This is a genomic window from Thermomonas sp. XSG (assembly GCF_014678725.1).
Taxonomy (GTDB): domain Bacteria; phylum Pseudomonadota; class Gammaproteobacteria; order Xanthomonadales; family Xanthomonadaceae; genus Thermomonas.
In genome coordinates this window covers 2,458,632-2,481,896 of the sequence record NZ_CP061497.1, presented here as the reverse complement: position 1 = coordinate 2,481,896, position 23,265 = coordinate 2,458,632, and the positions used below count along the sequence as shown (strand labels likewise).

General features: G+C 67.6%; 19 protein-coding genes. 12 read left to right on the top strand and 7 right to left on the bottom strand.

Annotation, left to right across the window (positions count from 1 at the left end; genetic code table 11):
* Positions 1-18: 18 nt before the first annotated feature.
* Positions 19-1,392, top strand: coding sequence for an MBL fold metallo-hydrolase (locus ICG51_RS11660; RefSeq protein WP_190280519.1), 1,374 nt, complete (start codon positions 19-21; stop codon positions 1,390-1,392).
* A 24-nt stretch (positions 1,393-1,416) separates the two neighbouring features.
* Here ICG51_RS11660 and ICG51_RS11655 read toward each other — a convergent pair whose 3' ends face one another.
* Together ICG51_RS11655 and rimO are read right to left on the bottom strand one after the other, a co-directional pair.
* The gene (locus ICG51_RS11655; protein WP_190280518.1) at positions 1,417-1,836 is read right to left on the bottom strand and encodes a low affinity iron permease family protein; all 420 of its coding nucleotides are present in this window, start codon (positions 1,834-1,836) and stop codon (positions 1,417-1,419) included.
* Between the two features lie 40 nt (positions 1,837-1,876).
* Complete coding sequence (rimO, locus tag ICG51_RS11650; protein WP_190280517.1) at positions 1,877-3,220, bottom strand: 30S ribosomal protein S12 methylthiotransferase RimO; 1,344 nt, start codon at positions 3,218-3,220, stop codon at positions 1,877-1,879.
* 117 nt (positions 3,221-3,337) lie between these two features.
* On the opposite strand from rimO, the gene ICG51_RS11645 reads away from it, so the two are divergent.
* Both ICG51_RS11645 and ICG51_RS11640 read left to right on the top strand, forming a co-directional pair.
* Positions 3,338-4,006 (top strand): dienelactone hydrolase family protein, encoded by a 669-nt coding sequence (locus tag ICG51_RS11645; RefSeq protein ID WP_190280516.1) that lies wholly within the window; start codon positions 3,338-3,340, stop codon positions 4,004-4,006.
* Between the two features lie 12 nt (positions 4,007-4,018).
* Positions 4,019-4,462, top strand: coding sequence for an HIT family protein (locus tag ICG51_RS11640; RefSeq protein WP_190280515.1), 444 nt, complete (start codon positions 4,019-4,021; stop codon positions 4,460-4,462).
* 86 nt (positions 4,463-4,548) lie between these two features.
* Here ICG51_RS11640 and dcd read toward each other — a convergent pair whose 3' ends face one another.
* Both dcd and apbC read right to left on the bottom strand, forming a co-directional pair.
* On the bottom strand, positions 4,549-5,124 hold the full coding sequence (gene dcd, locus ICG51_RS11635; protein ID WP_138348168.1) for a dCTP deaminase: 576 nt from the start codon (positions 5,122-5,124) through the stop codon (positions 4,549-4,551).
* 103 nt (positions 5,125-5,227) lie between these two features.
* Entirely contained in the window at positions 5,228-6,073 is an 846-nt protein-coding gene (gene apbC, locus ICG51_RS11630; protein ID WP_190280514.1) for an iron-sulfur cluster carrier protein ApbC, read from the bottom strand.
* A gap of 305 nt (positions 6,074-6,378) precedes the next feature.
* Between apbC and ICG51_RS11625 the strand changes: the two genes are divergently transcribed.
* The 9 genes from ICG51_RS11625 (at position 6,379) to rnfB (ending at position 19,532) form a co-directional block, all read left to right on the top strand.
* Complete coding sequence (locus ICG51_RS11625) at positions 6,379-9,180, top strand: TonB-dependent receptor (protein ID WP_190280513.1); 2,802 nt, start codon at positions 6,379-6,381, stop codon at positions 9,178-9,180.
* A gap of 138 nt (positions 9,181-9,318) precedes the next feature.
* On the top strand, positions 9,319-11,340 hold the full coding sequence (locus ICG51_RS11620) for a prolyl oligopeptidase family serine peptidase (protein ID WP_190280512.1): 2,022 nt from the start codon (positions 9,319-9,321) through the stop codon (positions 11,338-11,340).
* Positions 11,341-11,514: 174 nt separating this feature from the next.
* Positions 11,515-14,475, top strand: a complete 2,961-nt coding sequence (locus ICG51_RS11615; protein WP_190280511.1) for a TonB-dependent receptor — start codon at positions 11,515-11,517, stop codon at positions 14,473-14,475.
* A gap of 144 nt (positions 14,476-14,619) precedes the next feature.
* Entirely contained in the window at positions 14,620-15,369 is a 750-nt protein-coding gene (locus ICG51_RS11610) for a sel1 repeat family protein (protein ID WP_190280510.1), read from the top strand.
* A gap of 118 nt (positions 15,370-15,487) precedes the next feature.
* The gene (locus ICG51_RS11605) at positions 15,488-15,922 is read left to right on the top strand and encodes a DUF2147 domain-containing protein (RefSeq protein ID WP_190280509.1); all 435 of its coding nucleotides are present in this window, start codon (positions 15,488-15,490) and stop codon (positions 15,920-15,922) included.
* A gap of 53 nt (positions 15,923-15,975) precedes the next feature.
* Positions 15,976-16,416 carry a DUF2147 domain-containing protein gene (locus ICG51_RS11600; RefSeq protein WP_190282465.1) on the top strand — a complete coding sequence of 147 codons (441 nt, stop codon included), beginning with the start codon at positions 15,976-15,978 and terminating at the stop codon, positions 16,414-16,416.
* 69 nt (positions 16,417-16,485) lie between these two features.
* Positions 16,486-18,594 (top strand): methionine--tRNA ligase, encoded by a 2,109-nt coding sequence (metG, locus tag ICG51_RS11595; RefSeq protein WP_190280508.1) that lies wholly within the window; start codon positions 16,486-16,488, stop codon positions 18,592-18,594.
* 67 nt (positions 18,595-18,661) lie between these two features.
* On the top strand, positions 18,662-19,072 hold the full coding sequence (locus tag ICG51_RS11590) for a hemerythrin domain-containing protein (RefSeq protein WP_190280507.1): 411 nt from the start codon (positions 18,662-18,664) through the stop codon (positions 19,070-19,072).
* Positions 19,073-19,124: 52 nt separating this feature from the next.
* Complete coding sequence (gene rnfB / locus ICG51_RS11585) at positions 19,125-19,532, top strand: Rnf electron transport complex subunit RnfB (protein WP_223809441.1); 408 nt, start codon at positions 19,125-19,127, stop codon at positions 19,530-19,532.
* 10 nt (positions 19,533-19,542) lie between these two features.
* Here the strand turns inward: rnfB and ICG51_RS11580 are convergent, their stop codons facing one another.
* Genes ICG51_RS11580 through mutL form a run of 3 tightly spaced genes read right to left on the bottom strand, consistent with a single transcriptional unit; the run spans position 19,543 to position 23,215 of the window.
* Positions 19,543-20,493: a TraB/GumN family protein gene (locus ICG51_RS11580; protein ID WP_190280506.1), complete on the bottom strand. Its 951-nt coding sequence runs from the start codon at positions 20,491-20,493 to the stop codon at positions 19,543-19,545.
* Positions 20,493-21,446: a DUF1684 domain-containing protein gene (locus ICG51_RS11575; RefSeq protein ID WP_190280505.1), complete on the bottom strand. Its 954-nt coding sequence runs from the start codon at positions 21,444-21,446 to the stop codon at positions 20,493-20,495. The genes ICG51_RS11580 and ICG51_RS11575 overlap by 1 nt, the downstream gene beginning before the upstream one ends.
* Positions 21,425-23,215, bottom strand: a complete 1,791-nt coding sequence (mutL, locus tag ICG51_RS11570) for a DNA mismatch repair endonuclease MutL (protein ID WP_190280504.1) — start codon at positions 23,213-23,215, stop codon at positions 21,425-21,427. Before mutL ends, ICG51_RS11575 begins: the two co-directional genes overlap by 22 nt.
* Positions 23,216-23,265 lie beyond the last annotated feature (50 nt).

Below are 23,265 nucleotides of genomic sequence, written 5' to 3'. Positions count from 1 at the left end.
AACGGAACGGACAAGCGCATGCGCGTGCATTTCCACGGAGCAGCCGGTGAAGTCACTGGCTCGATGCATCTGGTTGAAGCCGCCGGCCGGCGCATCCTGATCGACTGCGGGCTGGTCCAGGGAAGCCCGGAAGCCGACGAACGCAACTTCGCGCCGTTCCCGTTCGACCCCGCCAGCATCGATGCGCTGATCCTGAGCCATGGCCACATCGACCACGTCGGCCGCGTCCCGCGGCTGACCCTGTCCGGCTTCGACGGCCCGATCTACGCGCAGGCAGCCACCGTCGACCTGCTGCCGATCATGCTGATGGATTCGGCCACGCTGCAGGAAAACGACGCCGAGCGCAGCAACCGCAAGCGCAAGCCGGGCCAGCCGAAGGCGATGCCGCTGTATACCCGCGAGGACGTGCGCGGCGCGCTCTCGCAGCTGCGCCCCCTGCCCTACGCGACGCGTACCGAACTGTTCCCCGGCATCGAGGTCGCCTTCCGCGATGCCGGCCACATCCTCGGGTCCAGCATCGTGGAGCTGTGGGCCGACGGCAGGAAACTGGTGTTCTCCGGCGACCTCGGCATGCGCAACGCGCCGATCCTGCGCGATCCCGTGCAGATCGCCGAGGCCGACCTGCTGCTGCTGGAATCCACCTACGGCAACCGCAACCACCGCGAGCGCGACGAAACCGTGCGCGAGCTGGGCGAGATCTTCGAAGCTGCCTGGCGCGACGGCGGCAACGTGCTGATCCCGGCGTTCGCGGTGGGCCGCACGCAGGAGCTGCTGTACTGGTTCGCCCGCCACTGGAACGACTGGGACATGTCGCGCTGGCGGATTTTCCTCGACAGCCCGATGGCTTCGAAGGTGGTGCAGGTGTACGACCGCCACCACGCCCTGTTCGACGCCGAAGCGCGCGAGGTGTGGCGCGGCACGCCCAATCCGTTCCGCCTGCCCAACCTGCGCGTCACCGAAACCGCCGAGGAATCAATGGCGATCAACCGCATCCACGGCGGCGCGATCATCATCGCCGGCAACGGCATGGCCAGCGGCGGCCGCATCCTCCACCACATGCGCCAGTGCCTGCCCAAGCGGCAGACGCGGATGGTGTTCGTCGGCTTCCAGGCCGAGGGCACCATCGGCCGGCGGCTGGTGGACGGCGCGCGCTGGGTGCGCATCCACGGCTACGACGTGCGCGTGAATGCCCACCGGCACACGGTGGGCGGACTGTCCGCGCACGCCGACCAGCACGGCCTGCTGGACTGGTACGCCGGTTTCAGCACGCCGCCGCCGGTAGCGCTGGTGCACGGCGAGGACCTTGCGCGCGAGGCGCTGGCCGGCGAGATCCACGAGGCCCACGGCGTGCAGGCGGTGCTGGCGCGGCCGGGGATGCAGCTGGACGTCTGAGCCACGCGCCTGCTGCAGGGGCGTTCAGCGCGGGTCGATGACTTCCGGCGTGCCGCGGTCGGCTTCTTCGTCGTCGCGCTCGCGCGCAGTGCGCGCCAGCGCGACGTAACGGGCGCGGAACACATCCAGCTCGCGCTCCTCCAGCTCTTCCAGGTCCAGCAGCGCGTTGTGGGCGCCACGGGTGGCGCGAATCAGCTCGTCCAGCTTGAGCTGGATCGCCTCGGTATCGCGGTTCTGCGAGTTCTGGATCAGGAACACCATCAGGAAGGTGACGATGGTGGTGCCGGTGTTGATCACCAGCTGCCAGGTGTCGCTGAAACCGAACAGCGGCCCGGTGAGGATCCAGGCCAGCACCACCAGCACGGCCAGCGCGAATCCAAGCGGGCGGCCGGCTGCGCGCGAGGCCCACTTGGCCAGGCGACTGAACAGATGCGACGGCGACATCGGGCACTCCTCGGCGGGGACGCCGGGAGTATGCCGCGGCTCAGTCGTTGTACTCGACTTCCCCGTACAAGTCGTGCTCGTCGCTGCCCATGATCCGCACGTTGACGAACTCGCCCGGCACCAGGCCGGCTTCGCGGCCGTCCTGGATCTGCACCAGGCCGTCGATCTCCGGCGCATCGGCCATCGAACGGGCGATGGCGAGCTCGCCGTCGATCGCATCCACCAGGCAGCGCTGCACGGTGCCGACCTTTGCCGCCAGGCGCGCTTCGGAAATCGCCGCCTGCCGCTCCATGAAGCGGGCCAGCCGCTCCTGCTTCACCGCTTCCGGCACGGGGTCCGGCAGCTCGTTGGCCTTGGCGCCGGTGACCGGCGAATAGGCGAACGCGCCCACGCGGTCCAGCTGCGCCTCGTCGAGGAAATCCAGCAGCTCCTCGAACTCGGCATCGGTCTCGCCGGGGAAGCCGACGATGAAGGTGCTGCGCAGGGTGAGGTCCGGGCAGATCGCGCGCCAGCGCTGGATGCGCTCCAGCGTCTTGTCCACCGCGCCAGGCCGCTTCATCAGCCTGAGGATGCGCGGGCTGGCGTGCTGGAACGGGATGTCGAGGTACGGCAGCACCTTGCCCTCGGCCATCAGCGGGATCACGTCGTCGACGTGCGGGTACGGATACACGTAGTGCAGGCGCGTCCACACGCCCAGCGTGGACAGGCCCTCGCACAGCGCCTTCATCCGCGTCTCGTAGACATTGTTGCCCCACAGTCGCGGCGCGTACTTCAGGTCGACGCCGTAGGCGCTGGTGTCCTGCGACACCACCAGCAGCTCCTTGACCCCGCCGCGCACCAGCTTCTCGGCCTCGCGCAGCACCTCGTCGACCGGGCGCGAGACCAGGTCGCCGCGCATCGACGGGATGATGCAGAAGCTGCAGCGGTGGTTGCAGCCTTCGGAAATCTTCAGGTAAGCGTAGTGCTTGGGCGTGAGCTTGAGGCCGTAGTCCGGCAGCAGGTCCACGAAGGGGTTGTGCGTCGGCGGCACTGCCGCGTGCACCGCGTCCATCACGCTGGCGTAGTCCTGCGGGCCGCTGATCGACAGCACGCCCGGATGCGCTTCGCGGATCACGTCGGCGCGCTTGCCCAGGCAGCCGGTGACGATGACCTTGCCGTTCTCGGCCATGGCCTCGCCGATCGCATCCAGCGATTCGGCCACCGCGGAATCGATGAAGCCGCAGGTGTTGACCACCACCACGTCGGCGTCGTCGTAGGTCTGCACCAGATCGTAGCCCTCCCCCCGCAGCTGGGTAAGGATGCGCTCAGAGTCCACCAGCGCCTTGGGGCAGCCGAGGCTGACGAAGCCGACTTTGGGATTGGCGGAGGCGGGAGCTTGGGGCATGGACATCGTAGGCGCAGGCCGGCGGGGGTCCGCCGCGGGCCGCGTAGTATACCGGCGGGGGGCTGGCGGCCCGCCCCCACAGGCGTACTATCGCGGCAAGCGGACGGAGCCAACCCCATGAGCGAGTGGATGTCCCTGGAAACCCCGAGCGGCCGCATCCGCGCCTGGCTCGCGACACCGCACGTGCCGCCGCGCGGCGCGCTGGTGGTGGTGCAGGAAATCTTCGGCGTGAACACCCATATCCGCGCGGTCTGCACGACCTTCGCCGAACATGGCTACGTCGCGATGGCGCCGGCCCTCTTCGACCACTTCGAGCACGACGTGCAGCTGCGCTACGACCCGGAGGGCGTGGCGCGCGGGCGTGAGCTGGTGGAGCGGCTGGGCTTCGAGCGCGCGCTGGAAGACGTGAAGGCCGTCGCCGCCCAGCTGCAGGAATACGGCAAGGTCGGCGTGGTCGGCTACTGCTGGGGCGGCACCGCAGCCTACCTGGCCAACACCCGGCTGTCGCTGCCGGCGGTCAGCTACTACGGCGCGCGCACCGTGCCGTTCCTCGACGAGCAGCTGGACGCGCCGATGATGTTCCACTTCGGCGAGCACGACCCCAGCATCCCGCAGACCGACGTCGAGCTGCACCGCCAGCGCCATCCCGAGGCGGAAATCCACGTGTATCCCGCCGGACACGGCTTCAACTGCGACCAGCGCGACGACTTCCACCGGCCCAGTGCGGAGCTTGCACTGGAGCGGACGCTGGGCCTGTTCCGCCGGGCGCTGCGCCCGGCCTACTGAGCCGAGGACGCCATGACCCCTCCCCAGCCCGCCACGCGCTACGAACTGCATCCGCAGCTGGCCGACGACACCGCCCCGGTCTGCGACCTGTCGGTCTGCGAGGTCCGGCTGATGGACGATGCCAACCATCCGTGGCTGGTGCTGGTGCCGAAGCTGGCGGGCGCGGTGGAGATCATCGACCTGACCCCGGCGCAGCGCACCGCGCTCAGCGCCGACATCGACGCCGCGGCGCGGGCGCTGAAGGCGCTGTTCAAGCCACACAAGCTCAACGTGGCCGCGCTGGGCAACCAGGTGCCGCAGCTGCACGTCCACGTCATCGCCCGCTACACCGACGACATCGCCTGGCCACGCCCGGTCTGGGGCGCGGCCAACGCGCGGCCGTACGCGCCGGAACAACTGATCGAACGTGTCAGCGCGCTGCGCGCTGCGCTACAGGGCAGTCCCGCTCAACCGTAGGAGCGCACCGCAGTGGCGCGATGGCTTTTGCCAAATCCCGCACAGGGCATCGCGCCCCTGCGGTACGCTCCTACGGAAACCTTGGCTCAGGTGCGCGGCAGGGTGACCCCGGTCTGGCCCTGGTACTTGCCGCCGCGATCCTTGTAGCTGGTTTCGCAGACGTCGTCGGCATCCGACTGGAAGAACAGCATCTGCGCCACGCCTTCGCCGGCGTAGATGCGCGCCGGCAGCGGCGTGGTGTTGCTGAATTCCAGGGTGACGTGGCCTTCCCACTCCGGCTCCAGCGGGGTCACGTTGACGATGATCCCGCAGCGCGCATAGGTGCTCTTGCCCAGGCACACCACCAGGGTGTCGCGCGGGATGCGGAAGTACTCGACGGTGCGCGCCAGCGCGAAGGAATTGGGCGGGATGATGCATTCGTCGCCGACGATATCGACGAAGCTCTTCGGGTCGAAGTGCTTGGGATCGACGATCGTCGAGTTGATGTTGGTGAACACCTTGAACTCGCGCGAGCAGCGCACGTCGTAGCCGTAGCTGGAGGTGCCGTAGCTGACGATGCGCTGGCCATCGGCAGCCTGCTTCACCTGGCCCGGCTCGTACGGCTCGATCATGCCGTGCTGCTCGGCCATGCGGCGGATCCAGCGGTCGCTCTTGATGCTCATGCGGTTCGGTCCCGGTGCGGAACCGGCGAGTTTAAGCCAAGCGGGGCGGATCCATCCCCCCGGGCGTTCGCAGCCTGGCGGCTGCGCCGCCTGGAAACCCCGCTTACCCCAGCAGGGACGCCATGATCCCGGTGCGTACCTTCGGCCGCTTGTCCAGTTCGGCCAGCAGCGCCCGCGCGGCCGCGCGGTAGGCCTGCGCCGCCGCGGAATCCGGCTGGGCGGCCACGATCGGCGTGCCGGCATCGCCCTGCTCGCGGATGCCGATCTCCAGCGGCAGCGCGCCCAGCTGCACCACCCCGTACTGTTCGGCCATCTTCCGGCCGCCGCCCTCGCCGAAGATGCGCTCGGCGTGGCCGCAGCTGCCGCACACATGCACCGCCATGTTCTCGATCAGGCCGAGCACCGGGATGTTCACCTTCTCGAACATCTTCAGCGCCTTGCGCGCATCCAGGGTGGCGATGTCCTGCGGCGTGGTGACGATGACCGCACCGGCCACCGGGATCTTCTGCGCCATGGTCAACTGGATGTCGCCGGTGCCCGGCGGCAGGTCCACCACCAGCACGTCCAGGTCGCCCCAGCGCGTGTCGTTGAGCAATTGGCTCAGCGCCTGCGTGGCCATCGGCCCGCGCCAGATCATCGGCGTGTCCTGGTCCACCAGCAGCCCGATCGACATCGCCTCCACCCCGTGCGCCTGCATCGGCGTGATGGTCTTGCCGTCGGGGCTGTCCGGACGGCCGGACAGCCCCAGCATCATCGGCACGCTGGGGCCGTACACGTCGGCGTCGAGGATGCCGACCTTCGGCCCTTCCGCGGCCAGTGCCAGCGCCAGGTTCACCGCGGTGGTGGACTTGCCCACCCCGCCCTTGCCGGAGCCCACTGCGATGATGTTGCGGACGTTGGCGAGCGGTTTCAGCTCGCCCTGGACGGCGTGGGAAGGCAGACGGGACATGATGAGGTGACGCGTGCGGGGGTACGCCGATTCTAGCGAAGCCGCCTCCGCGCCCCCTTGATGCGTGTCAGCGCGCGACGCACCCGCCATGGCTTGGCGGGCACGTGATCCGGGCTCTCCTAAGTCCGGAAGCGCGCGAATCTCACATCCGGCATGGAGTAGTCAATACCAGACGGCACCGTACGTTCAGGGGGCGGATGTTAACCGGCTGTTACGGTTCGGCGTCTCCGGGATGACCGGAGATGCAAGTTCCTGCATCCGTCCTACGCAAGTTCAAAGATCAAATAAGATCAAAGGAAGCCCCCATGGTTGTTCGTCAACGACACATCCTTCGCCGCCCGCTGACGCTGGCGCTTGCCGCGGCGCTGGCCCTGCCCGCCGTCGCCGCCGCCCAGCAGAGCGACGAGAAGGCCAAGGATCTGGACAAGGTGGTCGTCACCGGTTCGCTGATCCCCCAGACCCAGGTCGAGACCTTCGTCCCGGTCACCATCATCTCCGCCGAGGACATCCAGGCCCGCGGCTTCAACAACGTCGCTGAAGTGCTGCAGAAGAGCAGCTTCGCCACCGGCGGCGTGCAGAACAACCAGAGCTCCGCCTCGTTTACCCAGGGCGCCGAGACGCTCAGCCTGTTCGGCCTGTCCGCCAGCTACGTGAAGTACCTGATCGACGGCCGACCGATGGCCAACTACCCGGCGCTGTACAACGGCTCCGACGTGTTCAACAACATCAGCGGCATCCCGGTGGAGCTGGTCGAGCGCATCGAGATCCTGCCCGGTGGCCAGTCGTCGCTTTACGGCTCCGACGCCATCGCCGGCGTGGTCAACATCATCCTCAAGAAGAACGTGGACGGCAGCGTCCTCAGCGCGCGCATCGGCGCCTTCGACCAGGGCGGCGGCAAGAACGGCCGCCTGAGCTTCGCCACCAGCCTCAGCAACGCCGACGGCCGCTGGAACACCCTGCTGGGCGTGCAGGCCGAGAAGGCCGACCCGGTGTGGGCGCACCAGCGCGACCTGACCGCGCAGTTCAACCCCGATGCCTACAACGGCGCGCCGGCGCTGGCCAGCCGCGACTGGGCGATCTTCGATGAGCTCAACGGCGGCTACCTGTTCCTCGACCCGGCCAACTGCGCCAACGTCACCGGCGGCTTCGACGGCACCGTGGGCAAGCGCACCCGCGCCGGTTCCGGCGACTACTGCGGCTCCTTCCAGACCCCGGGCTACCGCACCCTGAAGAACGAGAAGGAAGGCGCGCAGGTGTATGCGCACTCCACCTTCGAGCTGACCGACCTGGCGCAGGCCTATGCCGACGTGCTGGTGAGCCACGAGCGCGTCAAGTACAACATCGGCTCCGGCTACCAGTGGTGGGGCACCAGCGTGAAATGGGGCGCGTTCTACGACCCCAACCTCGACACCCTGGTGAACCTGCAGCGCGCCTTCACCCCGGAGGACATGGGCGGCTGGGAAAACGGCATGAGCGAGAACCGCAGCACGTCCTACGCGGTCACCCTCGGCGTGAACGGTACCCTCGGCGAGGACTCGAACTGGGACTATGACGTCGGCCTGACCCGCACCCAGTACAAGCTGACCGAAACCGACCTCAACCGCCTGTCGTCGATCGACGACTACTTCCAGCAGAAGGTGCTGGGCGAACAGCAGGGCTGGGATCCGATCTTCGACGCCTACCCGGTGTTCACCCCCGACTACGCGGCCTTCTACAAGCTGATGTCGCCCGCCGACTTCTACAGCTTCATGGCGACGACCAAGTCGCACAGCCGCACCTACGACAACATGCTGCGCGCGCAGTTCACCAACGGCGCGCTGTTCTCGCTGCCGGGCGGCGACGCCGGTGCGGCGATCGCCGTGGAAGCCGGCACCCAGGGCTGGGCCTATACCCCCGACGCGCTGCTGCTCAACGGCGACATTTGGGGCACCAAGGCAGTCAGCGGCAAGGGCCAGCGCTCGCGCTACGCGGTGACCGGCGAACTGCGCCTGCCGGTGTGGGAGCAGCTGACCGTCTCGGCTTCGGCCCGCTACGACGGCTTCCGCGCCGCCGGCCGCACCGTCGACAAGCCGACCTACAGCATCGGCCTGGAATACCGTCCGTTCGAATCGCTGCTGCTGCGCGGCAAGTACGGCACCGCCTTCAAGGCGCCGACCCTCGCCGACCAGTTCCAGGGCGTCAGCGGCTTCTACGGTTACAGCGTCGACTACTACAACTGCGCCCTGCTGGGCTTCGACGCCGGTGAAGTGGCCGACTGCCCGCAGCAGTACGCCGACCTGCAGTACGAAGGCGAGCAGTCCGGCAACCCGGACCTGAAGCCGATCAACGCCACCGTGTGGAGCTACGGCGTGGTGTGGGCGCCGACCGCGAAATTCTCGCTGAGCGCCGACTACCACCACTGGGACATCCGCAACGAGGTCGCGCTGCAGAACGTCGACCAGCTGATGCGGGATGAGGCCAACTGCCGTCTGGGCACGCTGGACATCAACTCCGGCACCTGCCAGGCCGCGCTGGCCCAGGTCACCCGTGCCGCCAACGGCGATGTGCAGAAGATCTTCCTGAGCAAGGTCAACGTGGCGCAGGAAACCCTTGATGCGGTGACCGTGGATGCCAACTACCGCCAGGATCTGGGCGCCTGGGGCGCGCTGACCCTGGCCGGTTCGTGGACCCGCAACCTCAAGCACGAGATCCAGACCTACCCGACCGACCCGGTGGTGGACGCGCTGACCGACCCGTACTGGAGCACGGACGCCAAGTACAAGGCGAACGCGTCGGCCAGCTGGAACAAGGACCGCTGGACGACCACCGTCTATGCCAACTACCTCGGCCCGACCCCGAACTACCGCGCCACGCTGGACCCGGCCGGTTACGCGTTCGCCGGTGCCGGCCGCCTGGGTTCGTACACCACGGTCAACGCCAGCGTGAACTTCGACGCCACCGACGCGCTGAAGCTCTCGTTCCTGGTCAACAACCTCGGCAACCGCATCCCCGACATGGACGTCCGTTCCTACCCGGGCACCAGCGGCGCGCCGTACAACAGCGCCAACTTCGACATCCTGGGCCGCGCCTACTACCTCGAAGCCCGCTGGAGCTTCGGAAAGAAGTAAGCACCGCTCAGCGCAACACCCTGGAACCCCGCCGCAAGGCGGGGTTTCTTTTTGCCCGCCCCCCCCCGCCTCCGCGACTGGACGCGAAGACCCCTCGCATGTAATCGTTCGGCAGTTTTTCCAGGGGCCAACACCTACATGAAACGCATTGCACGACATCCGCTCACCGCCGCGCTGCTGCTGTCCGGCGCGACCCTCGCCAACGCCCAGACTCCGATTCCGATCGACTCGCTGGCGAAGGTCCCCGACATCCAGTCTGTCACCATGAGCGCCGATGGCAAGAACCTGGTGGCGATCGTCGCCATGCCGGGCTCGAACAACCAGGACACCGCGCTGGCGACCTGGGACCTGGACAACCTCGACGCGGGCTCCAAGATCACCCCGTCAGGCGACCGCATGAAATTCATCGCCGCCAACGCGATGAAGGCCAACCGCGTGCTGGTGATCGGCCGCCAGGAGTGGACCGGCCAGCTCGGCGGCTGCGGCGAGGGCAGCATGAACGGGGCCACCAAGACCTTCGTCTCGAAGGCCTACCTGACCGACACCGCGCAGAAGAAGTTCGACGAGGCGTTCGCGGACAACACCCGCAAGATCGGCATCAGCGAGGAAGTCCAGCGCTGCCTCGAAATCACCGGCACAGCTTCGCTGGTCAGCACTTTGCCGCTGGACCCGGACAACGTGATCATCAACCAGATCGGCGGCATGTCCCTCAGCGGCAACTACTACCTCTACAACCTGCGCAACGGCGAGACCAAGCTGTTGTTCAAGGCAGGCGGGCGCGCCAGCCCGGGCCTGTTCAATCCGCGCAATGGCGAACTGCTGACCAAGAGCCAGCTTGAACCCATCGGTCCGGGCGAGTACGAACAGCGCATCCTGATCCGCAATCCCAAGACCGGCGAGTTCGACACCCACCCGCTGCTCACCACCAAGCTCAGCGAACGCCATACGGTCGACATCGCCGGTATCGACGAGGAGACCGGGAAGTACTACGTGCTGACCGACCTGAGATCCGACCTTGTGCAGGCCTGGATGTACGATCCGGTGGCGCAGAAATTCGACAACGAACCGCTACTCGCGCACCCGACCTTCTCCATCGGCGGCCTGATCCAGGGCACCCAGCCTGGCAACTTCAACAAGATCCTCGGTTATGTCGTGGACGGGCCACAGCGCGAGGTCACCTACGTCGAGCCGCAGATGGCGGCCATCCACAGCATGCTCAAGCAGGCGTTCCCGGGCCAGAACGTCAGCATCAGCGGCTACAACGACGGCCTGTCGCGCGTGCTGTTCAGCACCTCCAGCGCACAGGCCGCGCCCTCCTACCACGTGCTGCTGAACCGCAAGCAGGTGGTGAGCCTGGGTGGACAGCGCCCGTGGATCGACGGCAAGCAGATCGGCGAACAGCGCTGGGTGAACTATCCGGCCCGCGACGGCCTCAGCATTCCCGCGATCCTCGATCTGCCCGCGGGTTGGAAGCCCGCCGACGGCCCGCTGCCGACCATCATCCATCCGCACGGCGGCCCCTGGGCCCGCGACTACGCAGGCTGGGACGGCTCCGGCTGGGTCCCGTTCCTGACCTCGCGCGGCTATGCCGTGCTGCGCCCCCAGTACCGGGGTTCCACCGACCTCGGCCGCAAGCTCTGGCTGGCGGGTGATGCCCAGTGGGGCGAGAAGATGCAGGACGACAAGGACGACGGGGCCGCCTGGCTGGTCAAGGAAGGCATCGCCGATCCGAAGCGGATGGCGATCTTCGGCTATTCGTACGGCGGATTCGCCGCCGCAGCCGCCGCGGTCCGTCCGAACAGCCCCTACCAGTGCGCGATTTCCGGTGCACCGGTCACCGACCTGGCCAAGATCGGCATGAGCTGGAGCGACAACCGCCTGCAGCGCATCCTGCAGGGCAACACCGTCAAGGGCATGGACCCCATGCAGAACACCGCCAAGGCCAACATCCCGGTGCTCCTGTACGTGGGCGACCGCGACGTGCGCACCCCCGCGTTCCATGCCCGTGGGTTCTTCAATGCCATCAAGGGCACGGTGCCGGCGAAGTTCGAGCTGATCCCCGACATGCCGCACAGCATGCCCTGGTACCCGCGCCACCAGCAGGTCACCCTGGACCTGATCGAGAAGTTCCTGAAGACGGAGTGCTTCGCGCAGCGCTGAGTTCACCCGCGAGAGGGATCACGGCCGCCCGGCATTGCCGGGCGGCTTTTTTTTTGGAGAACGGCGCGCAGGAGCAGCACCACCGCCGCTGGAGGCCGCGCGACTTGCGCATTTGCAACACCCCACATACACTCCCTTAACGCTTGTGTAACAACAACATGTCAAGGGGATAACATGCGATACCACGCAAACGCCAACCGCCTCAAGATGCTGCCGCTCGCCGCCGCGATGTTCGGCTGCCTGTACGGCACCACCGCCATTGCCCAAGAGGCGCCGGCGCAGGACAAGCCTGCTACGCAGGAGTCCAAGAAGGAAGAAGCGAAGACGCTCGAGAAGATCACCGTGACCGGCTCGCTGCTGCGTCGCCTCGAGTACGACACCACCTCGCCGGTGCAGGTGATCACCGCGGACACCAGCGTCGCGGTCGGCCAGACCAGCACGGCTGAATTCCTGCAGAAGTCCAGCGTGGCTTCCGGCTCCACCCAGATCAGCCACCAGTTCGCCGGCTTCGTCACCGAAGGCGGCACCGGCGCGCAGACCATCAGCCTGCGCGGCCTCGGCGCCTCGCGTACCGCGGTGCTGCTGAACGGCAACCGCCCCGGCCCGGCCGGCGTGCGTGGCCAGGTGCTGGCGTTCGACCTCAACGTGATCCCGCAGTCGATCATCCAGCGCATCGAGATCGTGAAGGACGGCTCGTCCTCGATCTACGGCTCCGACGCCCTGGCCGGTGCGGTCAACCTGATCACCCGCACCAACATCGATCGTCCGGAGTTCAGCATCAACGGCCGCATGCCGTTCGAAGGCGGCGGCGAGAACTTCACCCTGTCCGGCGCGACCGGCTGGAACTTCGACCACGGCAACATCATGGTCGCCGCCGAGTACTACCTGCACAAGCCGCTGCGCATGGGCGACCGCGACTACCTGCGCTGCTCGGAAGACCTGTTCTGGAACGCCAACGGCGAGCGCATCGACCGCGAGTACCGCGGCAACAAGACCGGCAACAACTGCAACAACCTGCTGGTCAACGTGGTTGATGACGCCTACCTCGGCCCGCGCTACGTGCCGACCTGGGACGGCACCACCATCGGCCTGCTGCCGGGCTACCGCCCGAACGTGACCGGCAACTACAACGCGGCCAACCCGCAGATCGGCCAGGCCTACCACTACCAGCCGACCGACCTGGCCGCGTTCGACGACGTCCAGATCATTGACCGCCAGGAGCGCGCGAACGTGTTCGCGTCCGCCAACTTCCAGCTGGGCGACGTGAACTGGGCCACCGAGTTCCTGTACAACCGCCGCACCACCGAAACCTACCGCCTGCGCCAGTTCTTCCCGCTGATCGGCGGTGTCACCTCGCCGCTTGCCAGCTACCGCTACACCGACGGTTCGACCTTCGCCGCGCCGGTTCCCGGTGGCATCGCCCGCCCGGTCCTGCCGTTCAGCTCGATGCAGGACGTCAAGGTCGACTACTACTTCCTCAACACCTCGCTGGACGGCCTGATCAAGTCGACCGACAGCTGGGCGTGGAAGGCCAACCTGTCGCACTCCGAGTCGTCGGGTGAATACAGCAACTTCGCGATCCTGAAGTCGCTCACCGGCGATGCCGACCCGGCCCTGCGTCCGTGGACCGGCGGCAAGTCGCCTTCGATCAACTACTTCGAGCCCTGCATCCTCGACGGCAGCTGCATGAGCAAGGTCGAAGACGCGATCGGCCGCTGGGTGACCGGCGAGACCAAGTACCGCCAGACCGTGGCGAACCTGGTGTTCACCGGCGAGCTGTTCGACCTGCCGGCCGGTCCGGTGGGCCTGGCGCTGGGTGGGGAATTCCGCCAGTTCGCGATCAACGACCAGCCGAGCTCGTCCGAGCGCAATGGCGACCTCTGGGGCCAGTCGAGCGCAGTGGCCACCAAGGGCGACGACAACGTCAAGGAAGTGTTCGCGGAAGCGGAAGTGCCGCTGCTCAAGGGCAAGCCGATGTTCGAGTCGCTGAGCCTGAACCTGTCCGCGCGCGCGTTCGACTATGCCTCCGTGCATGACGATGACTACGTGTGGAAGGCCGGCCTGAGCTGGCAGATCAACCCCACCGTGCGCCTGCGCGCCACCAAGGGCACCTCGTTCCGGGCCCCCGGCCTGTACGAGCTGTATCTGGGCAACCTCTCCGGCTTCCTGGGCCAGACCGCGATCGATCCCTGCCTGAAGTGGGGCGAGAGCAGCAACGACTTCCTGAAGGCCAACTGCGCCGCGGCCGGCATCCCCGCCGACTACAACGCGACCGGTGGCTCCGCCTCCTCCGCCCAGACCTTCACCGGCGGCGGTGCGGGCTTCCTGAAGCCGGAGCGTTCGAACGCCTTCACCGGCGGCATCGTGTTGACCCCGACCGCATGGCCGATCAGCGTGGCGCTGGACTACTTCGACTACGAGGTGCGTGACCAGATCGGCACCCTCAGCGCCGCCACCATCCTGGCGGGCTGCTACGGCGCCGAGGCATATCCGAACAGCTTCTGCGACATGTTCAGCCGCAATCCCAACAACCACCCGACGGCACCGAACAAGATCGAGGAAGTGCACGTCACCTACGTCAACATCAACAAGCAGAAGGTGCGCGGCTACGACCTGCTGACCCGCTTCGACAAGGATTACTCCTTCGGCAAGCTGGAAGTGGAAGGCCAGTTCACCTACATGATGGAAGACTTCAGCCAGCTGTTCAGCACCTCGGCGGCCAGCGGCTTCGTGACCTCCGACCGCAACGGGTCGATCGGCCGTCCGAAGCTGGTAGGCAACCTGCGTACCGCCCTGAAGCGCGGCGACTGGAACTACACCTGGTTCATGGACTACGTCGGTCCGTCGAAGGCGTTGACCTTGGATCCGACCTTCACCGCCTACTCCGGCCCGGGAATTGGCTGGCCGAACGCGGTGCGTGACGTCAAGGCCGATTCGCGCATCTACCACGCGGTGTCGGTGCTGTATTCGCAGCCGAAGTGGTCGCTGCTGGTCGGCGTCCGCAACCTGCTGGACACGGATCCGCCGGAAGTGTCGGCCGGTGTCGCCGACCGCTACGGCAACGTGCCGGCCTTCGCGACCCAGTACGACTACTACGGTCGTTCGCTGTTCACCCGCTTCACCTACAAGTTCTGATCCATCGCTCCAAGCTGTACCCGAAGAGCCCGGCGCAAGCCGGGCTCTTCATTTGCCCGCCCGCCTGCACCACCATGACTTTGGCGGGTTTCGCCAACCTTGCCGGCGCGCCAAGCTGTCGCCCCGACTTACGCGGACGAATCGATGATGCAGACCCGCCTCGCCCTCCTCCTTGCCTTCGCACTGTTGGCCCCGGCGCAAGCCATCGCGCAACAGCCGGCCAAACCCGCCGCCGCAGATCCGCTTGCAGACGACACCCTGATCGCCGGGGGCTTCCTCGAAGGCCATCCCGACCTGCGCTACCGCAACTCCGGGCTGGAGGCCTACTCCCGGAAAGCCTTCACCGAGGCGATCGAACAGTTCAAGCGCGCGGCCTGGTATGCCGACAAACCGTCCCAGGCGGTGGTCGGCGAGATGTACTGGGACGGCATGGGCGTGGCCCAGGACCGGGCGCTGGGGCTGGTCTGGATGGACCTCGCCGCCGAACGCGGCTATGACTTCTTCTCGCGCAAGCGGGACTACTACTGGAACACCCTGAGCGAAGCGGAGCGCAAGCGCGCATTGGCCGCAGCACGCGAGATCCATCGCGAGTACGCCGACGAAGCGGCGGAGCCGAGGCTGGCTGCGGCCCTCAGGCGCGAGCGCGCGAAGATGACGGGAAGCCGCGTCGGTTCGATGAGCAGCTCGGTCCAGATCATCGTGCCCGGGTACGGAAGCATCGACGCCACCCGCTTCTACGACCCGCAGTTCTGGGATCCGAAGCAGTATCGCGAGTGGCAGGACACCTATTGGGTGGACCTGAAGGTGGGCCAGGTGACGGTGGGTGACGTCGAACGGGTGGAGCCGCAGGCCAAACCCGAAGCCGGGAAACCCGCCACGCAGGACAAACCCTGAAGCCAGGCGCAGCGGTGCTGGCAAACGCCGGGCCACGCCTGTTCCATACCCGTCCGGATGGGTTATAAAGCGCGGGAGGGGCGTGTCGCGCCCCGCTGATCCCCGGGAGGGAAGGTACATGCGCAAGATGATCCTGGCAGCGGCGCTGGCGTCGCTGTCGTTCGCGGCGACCGCTCAGCACTCCGCCACCTCGCCGGTCGGCAAGTGGAAGACCCTGGACGACAAGACCGGCAAGGTCATGACGATCTCGGAAATCTACGAGGCCAAGAACGGCACCCTGGCAGCGAAGATCGTGGAAGCGGTGGGCGTTCCCGCCACCTGCACCACCTGCAGTGGGCAGCACCAGAACAAGCCGATGGTCGGCATCGTCACCCTGTGGAACCTGAAGGCCAACAAGGACGGGACCTGGGGCGGCGGCAACGGCTACAAGCCGTCGGAAGACCGCAGCTTCACCGCCAAGTCGGTCAAGCTGGTGGACGGCGGCAAGAAGCTCGAAGTGAAGGGCTGCGTGGCCTTCATCTGCCGTACCGCCACCTGGGAACGGGTGGATTGACCATTCTCCGCGCCCCATCCGGACGGCCCGCTTCCCGGGCCGTTTCCGGCGTGTTGCGTCAGTGGGGACGGGCGACCTCCGCCGGCCTGCTGCTGGCCCTGGCGTCAGCCGCGCCCGCCCAAGAAGCGCCGCTGGGACGCTGGAAGACCATCGACGACGCCAGCGGCAAGCCCAAGTCGGTGGTGGAGGTCTACCGCGCCCGCGACGGCAGCCTCGCCGGGCGGGTGGTCGACATCCTCGACCTCAAGGACGGGCCCAACCCGCCCTGCAAGGCCTGCAAGGGGCCGCTGCACGGCAAGCCCATCCGCGGGCTGGTGATCCTGTGGGGCCTGCGCCCCGATGGCGACGGCGGCTGGTCGGGCGGGCGCGTGCTCGACCCCGAGAACGGCAAGGATTACCGCGCCAAGCTTGCACTGCTGGAAAGCGGGCGGGCGCTGGGCATGTCCGGCTGCATCGCGATGTTCTGCCGGCAGCAGGTGTGGCGACGCGAGTGAGCAGCAAAGGCGGCCGGTAGCCGCGGCAGCGCATGCGATAATCGGCGCCCCCTCAAGCGCCCCACGCCCATGCCCCGCTCCGCGCTCGTCACCAACGCCCTGCCCTATGCCAACGGCCCGCTGCACCTGGGGCACCTGGTCGGCTACATCCAGGCCGACATCTGGGTGCGGGCGCGGCGGATGCGTGGCGACACGGTGCACTACGTCTGCGCCGACGATACCCACGGCACGCCGATCATGCTGGCCGCCGAGAAGGCCGGGACCACGCCCGAGGCCTTCATCGCCGCGATCCAGCAAGGCCATGAGCGCGACTTCGCCGCCTTCGGCGTGGCCTTCGACCACTACGACTCCACCAACTCGGCCGCCAACCGGACCTTGACCGAACAGATCTATGCGCGCCTCGATGCCGGCGGCCACATCGCCCGCCGCAGCGTGGCGCAGTTCTTCGATCCGGCCAAGGGCATGTTCCTGCCCGACCGCTACATCAAGGGCACCTGCCCCAACTGCAAGGCCGCCGACCAGTACGGCGACAACTGCGAGGTCTGCGGCGCCACCTACGGCCCGACCGACCTGATCGAGCCGAAGTCGGTGGTGTCCGGCGCCACGCCCGAGCTGCGCGACTCCGAGCACTACTTCTTCGAGGTCGGACGTTTCGAGGCCTTCCTGCGCGACTGGCTGGCCAGCGACACCATGCTGCCCGGCGTGAAGGCCAAGCTGATGGAATGGCTGGATGCCGACGGCGGCCTGCGCGCATGGGACATCTCGCGCGACGCGCCCTATTTCGGTTTCGAGATCCCGAACGCGCCGGGCAAGTACTTCTACGTCTGGCTGGACGCGCCGATCGGCTACCTGTCCAGCTTCCAGAACCTGTGCGCGCGGAACGGTGCCGAGTTCGATGCCTTCCTCAAGCCCGACAGCGAGGCCGAGCTGCACCACTTCATCGGCAAGGACATCGTCAACTTCCATGGCCTGTTCTGGCCGGCGGTGCTGCACGGCGCCGGCATGCGTGCGCCCACCCGCCTGCACGTCAACGGCTACCTGACCGTGGACGGCGCCAAGATGAGCAAGTCGCGCGGCACCTTCGTGATGGCGCGCACCTACCTCGACGCCGGGCTCGACCCGGAAGCGCTGCGCTATTACTTCGCCTGCAAGACCTCCGGCGGCGTGGACGACCTGGACCTCAACCTGTCCGACTTCGTGGCCCGCGTGAACAGCGACGTGGTCGGCAAGTTCGTCAACATCGCCAGCCGCTGCGCGAAACTGCTGGAAACCCATTTCGACAACACCATCTGGCAGGCTCCCTCGCTGACCACCGAGACCGAATTGCTTGGCGATGCATACAAGCAACATGCGGCACTTCTTGGCAGCGTGGCGGGTCATACCTGGACGATCGCGCCCGAACTCTATGCAGAGGACAACTACGGCGCGGTGGTCCGCAATGCGATGACCGCTGCCGATCAGGTCAACGAATACATTGCCCAGACCGCGCCCTGGGCGCTGGCGAAGGATCCGGCGCGCCGCACCGAGCTGCACATCGTCCTCAGCACCGCCCTGCAGGCCTTCGCCAATATCGCCGGCGTGCTCAAGCCGATCCTGCCAGCGACTGTCTCCAAGGCAGAGCAGTACCTGGGTATCGAGCTCAAGCTGGACACACGCACTGAACTCGAAGGGCGCACAATTGCCACCCCTTACGCCCCGCTGTTCACCCGCATCGACCCGAAGCACATCCAGGCCATGATCGACGCCAGCAAGGACACCCTCGCTGCTCCCGCCCCGCAGCCGGCGGCGAAGAAGACGGAAGCGAAGCCGGTGAAGAAGGAAGAAGCACCCGCCACCGACGCGGGCGGAACCATCGGTATCGATGATTTCGCAAAACTCGACCTGCGCATCGGCAAGGTGCTGGAATGCGGCTTCGTGGAGGGCAGCGACAAGCTGCTGCGCTTCCTGCTGGATGCAGGCGAACTGGGCCGGCGGCAGATCTTCTCCGGCATCCGCGGCAGCTACGGCGAGCCGGAGAAACTCATCGGCCGCAGCGTGGTGTTCATCGCCAACCTCGCGCCGCGCAAGATGCGCTTCGGCCTGAGCGAAGGCATGATCCTGTCCGCCGGCTTCGACGGCGGCGCGCTGGCGCTGCTGGACGCCGATGCCGGTGCGCAACCGGGGATGCCGGTGCGCTGAAAAGCGCCCGGCTTTAACGCGCCAACGCGCATACTTCCCCGCACCGCTTTCGACCTTCGGTCGGCCGATGAACACCAGTAGGATCAAGAGCGACCACGATGCCCTCTACGCCAGCATGGGCGAGTTGCGCAGGCTGGTGCAGGCGGATGTTGCCGGGAACGCCGAGGCCCTGTTCGCCGAGCTGAAGAAACTCGACGCCACCATCAAGCTGCATCTGGCAATCGAGGACCGGATGCTGTATCCGGCCTTGGCCAGCGCCAGCGACCCGCAGGTGGCCGCCGTCGGCAAGCGCTTCCAGCACGAGATGGGCGGACTGGCGGCCGCCTACGGGGATTTCGCCTCGCGCTGGGACAGCGCCATGCGCATCGCGGCCGCCCCCGGCCCCTTCCAGCGCGAAGCCCTGGGACTGCTGGATGCGCTGCATGCGCGCATCCAGCATGAGGACCTCGAACTGCTGCCGCTGGCCGAAGCGCTGTGAACACGCCGATCTGCGTGGAGGCGGTCCGGGCGGCACCGCGGAACGGCGACAGGTGAGCGATCTCGTCGAACGTCTCGACCGCCTGCTGCCGCAGACCCAGTGCGGGCAATGCGGTTTCGACGGTTGCCGCCCCTATGCCGAGGCGATGGCACGGGGCGAGGCAGGCATCGACCACTGTCCGCCCGGCGGCGATGCCGGCGCACGCGCGCTGGCGAAGGCACTGGGCGTCGCACCGCAGCCCTATGACCGCAGCCGCGGCACGCACAAGCCCGGTGAACTGGCCTTCATCGTCGAAGCCGACTGCATCGGCTGCACCAAGTGCATCCAGGCCTGCCCGGTGGACGCCATCCTTGGCGGCCCCAAGCACATGCACACCGTGCTGGACGACCTGTGCACCGGCTGCGAATTGTGCGTACCGGCCTGCCCGGTGGATTGCATCGTGATGCAGGCCGGCGCATAGCGACGGCGACTCAGTCCGCTGCGCAGCTGTCGCAGATCCGCTCGACCGTGTAGCCCTTCGCCTTCAGCTGTTCCACCAGGCCGTCGCTGCCCAGCAGGTGCAGGGAGCCCACCACCACCAGCGTGTTGTCCTGCTTCGACTCGGACAGGCGCTTCTCCACCTGCGGCAGCCACGCGCGGTTGCGCTCGACGTCGAGCAGGCGGTAGCTCTCCGGGGTCTTTTGCGCCATCTCCGCGCGCATCCCGCTGTCCAGCTTCGCCACGTCGCCGGCGCGCCACCAGGCATGCATGTCGCTCATCTGGCGGATCGCCTTCTGCGGGTCGGACAGGAACTCGTCCATGCCCTGCGCCTGCTCTGCATAGGGCACCGCGTCCATCGCACGCATCTGGTCCTCCACCGTTTCCAGTCCGGCAGCCGGCTTGCCGGCGTCGCTGGCGCGCGCCATCAGCTTGCGGTCCAGCCCCAGTTCCGTGCTGAAGCCCATCGCTCGTGTCACGCCCAGCACCAGGCCCAGGCTCACCGCCCACGGCTCGCTGTGCTCCAGCGCCTGCACACTGCCGCCACCGGCCGACACCAGCGTGGACAGCTTCTCCAGCGTCGGCTTGGGCAACACGTTGCTCAGGCTCTTGCCATCGTCATAGGCCATGTACTTCTGCATCACCGCCATCGAATCGGGCGCGGTCATCGCCGCCGGGTCGATCTCGAACAGCAGCGAGGCGCTGTCGTCGAAGGCGCGGTCGACTTCCGCCGGCAGCGGGTAGTCGTCGGCCTTGAGCAGGTGGAAGGAGCCCAGCAGATAGACCGAATTGTCGGCGTCGGACACCTTCCACAGCAGTGGGCGCTTGGCCGCCTGCGCCTGCGTTTGCCCTTGCGGCTGCGCCTGCGGTTGGTCGAGCTGGACCGCGACGGCGGCGGGAACCAGCAGGGCGCACAGCAGGAAAGCGGGCAATCGGAATTTCATCAGGCGTCCTTGGAGGAAGATTCGGGTTCGCGATAGGTCTTTTCACCCGCCTCCACCCGCAGGTCCAGCCGGTTTTCCGGCGGCGGCAACGGGCAGGTGGCGAACGGGGTGAACGCACACGGCGGGTTGTAGGCGCGGTTGAAGTCCACCACCAGCTGGCCCTGCGCATCCGGCATCGGTGCATCGATGAAGCGTCCGGCGCCATAGCTGCCGTGGCCACTGGTGCGGTCGGCGAATACCAGGAACAGCGTGCCCTCGCCCTGGTCCAGCGCCTCCAGCCGGAACGGCGTGCCGTTGCGGGTGAACTCGACCACGCCGGGGTTGGGAATCTCGTCGGTGGTGCCGATGATGTTGGCGATCGGCAGGGTCCTGCCGGGCGCATGCGGGATGAAGCGCGCCTGCACCCTCCACTGCTGCCCGCCCGGCCAGTACTGCAGGCCGGCGAAATGCACCCGGCTGTCGGCGTTGGCGTGCTTGACCCGCAGCGCCAGCCGGCCACCGCGCTGGATCACCGTGGCCAGCCCCTTGCCGTCGTCGAAACCGATCACGCTGGGGCCACCCTGGTCGGCATCGCTGCGCAACGCGCCGCCCTTGCCGGGCTGCCCATCAATGCTGACCACCGCATCGGCCACGAAGCGTGCCTTGCCGTCTCGCACGCTGAACACGCCCAGATGCGGCGGGCCCAGCAGCAGGCGGATGCCGTTGTCGGCGGCGCTGCCGACGCGGTGCGCGCCCGCATCCAGCCAGTGCAGGCCGATCAGGCTGGCCCAGCCATCGGGCCTGGTCAGTTCCGCCAATCGCCGCGCGCGCCACGCCTGTTCGGACGCGGCGAACTCGGCCGCGGCCTTCGCCTTCGCGGCTTCTTGCGCCGCGCTGGGCTCGGTGGAGCGATTGCAGGCAGCCATCGCCAACGTGGCGACAACCAGCAGGATCAACGACCGCGCAGGAACCATTTGTCCATCTCCGCCAGCGAAAAACGCGTCCACGTGGGGCGGCCGTGGTTGCACTGGCCGGACCGTTCGGTGGCTTCCATCTCGCGCAGGAGCGCGTTCATCTCGGGAATGGTGAGCCTGCGGTTGGCGCGCACCGCGCCGTGGCAGGCCATGGTGGCCAGCAGCTCGTCGCGGGTCTCGGCCACCCGGCGGGTGTTGCCGTGTTCGCGCAGGTCGGTGAGCACGTCGCGCAGCAGTGCCTCCACGTCGCCGTGGGCCAGCAGCGCCGGCACGCTGCGCAGCAGCAGCGACTGCGGACCGCTGCGCTGCACTTCGAAGCCCAGCTGCGCCAGCGTCTCCGATTCGCGCTCGGCGATGTCGGCCTCGCGTTCGGACACCGCCAGGCTGCTGGGCACCAGCAGCGGCTGGGTACGCAGGCCGGCGCCGTCGTGCGCGGCCTTCAGCTTCTCGTAGCCGATGCGCTCGTGGGCGGCGTGCATGTCGACCACCACCAGGCCCTCGGCGTTCTCGGCGAGGATGTAGATGCCGTGCAGCTGGGCGACGGCGAAGCCGAGTGGCGGCATGCCGCCGGGCGCGTCGTCCGGCATCGGCATCGCAGCCAACGGCTGCATTGATGCGGCATCGGCGCCCGGCGCGTACAGCGCGGCATAAGCGGCGGGCGCATCGCCCACGCGCAGGCCCATGGCCTGCTGTTGCGGCGGCGACGGCATCGACCAACGCGGCGCGTCCGCGCCGGGCACGGAGATCGGCGGAGTGGGCGTGGCCATGCTGCCGGCGCGGGTCTCCGCCAGCGCAGCGTACAGGCTGCGGTAGACGAAATCGTGGACGAGGCGCGATTCACGAAAGCGCACCTCGTGCTTGGCCGGGTGCACGTTCACATCGACACCGCGCGGGTCGAGTTCGAGGAACAGCACGTAGGCCGGATGGCGGCCGTGGAACAGCACGTCGCTGTACGCCTGCCGCACCGCGTGGGCGATGTTGCGGTCACGCACGCTGCGGCCGTTGACGTAGAGGTACTGCTGGTCGGCGCTGGCGCGGTTGTACGCCGGCTGCGCGATCCAGCCGTGCAGGCGCATGCCGGCGCCGGCGTGGTCCACGCGCAGCGCGTTGCGGGCGAACTCCTCGCCCAGCGCCTCGTGAAGGCGCACGTCGCTGAGCAGGTGGCCCTCGCCCTTCCAGCGCCGCGACGGCTTGCCGTTGTGGCTGACCCGGATTTCCACGTCGGGCCGCGCCAGCGCCAGCGTGCGCAGCCACTCCTCGATATGCGACAGCTCGGTACGCTCGGCGCGCAGGAACTTGCGCCGCGCCGGCACGTTGAAGAACAGGTCGCGCACTTCCACCGTGGTGCCGTGAGGATGCGCGTTCGGCGCGACTTCGCCCAGCCTGCCGCCATCAATGCGCAGCTCGGCGCCATGCTCGGCATCGCGCCGACGCGAGGCGAGGCGGAAACGGCTGACCGACGCCACCGACGGCAGCGCCTCGCCGCGGAAGCCGAGCGTGGCCACCGCTTCGAGATCATCGATGGAGGCGATCTTGCTGGTGGCGTGGCGGCTCACAGCCAGCTGCAACTCCTCCGGCGCGATGCCGCCTCCATCGTCGCGGATGCGGATCAGGCGGGTGCCGCCTTCCTCAAGGTCGATGTCGATGCGTTTGGCGCCTGCGTCAAGCGCGTTTTCGACCAGTTCCTTGACCACGGACGCGGGCCGCTCGACGACCTCGCCGGCAGCGATCTGGTTGATCAGGGTATCGGGGAGTTGACGGATGCTCACCCGGGAATTCTAGCCGGCCACGCCCGCCGTATCCGGCGCACGGCGGCACC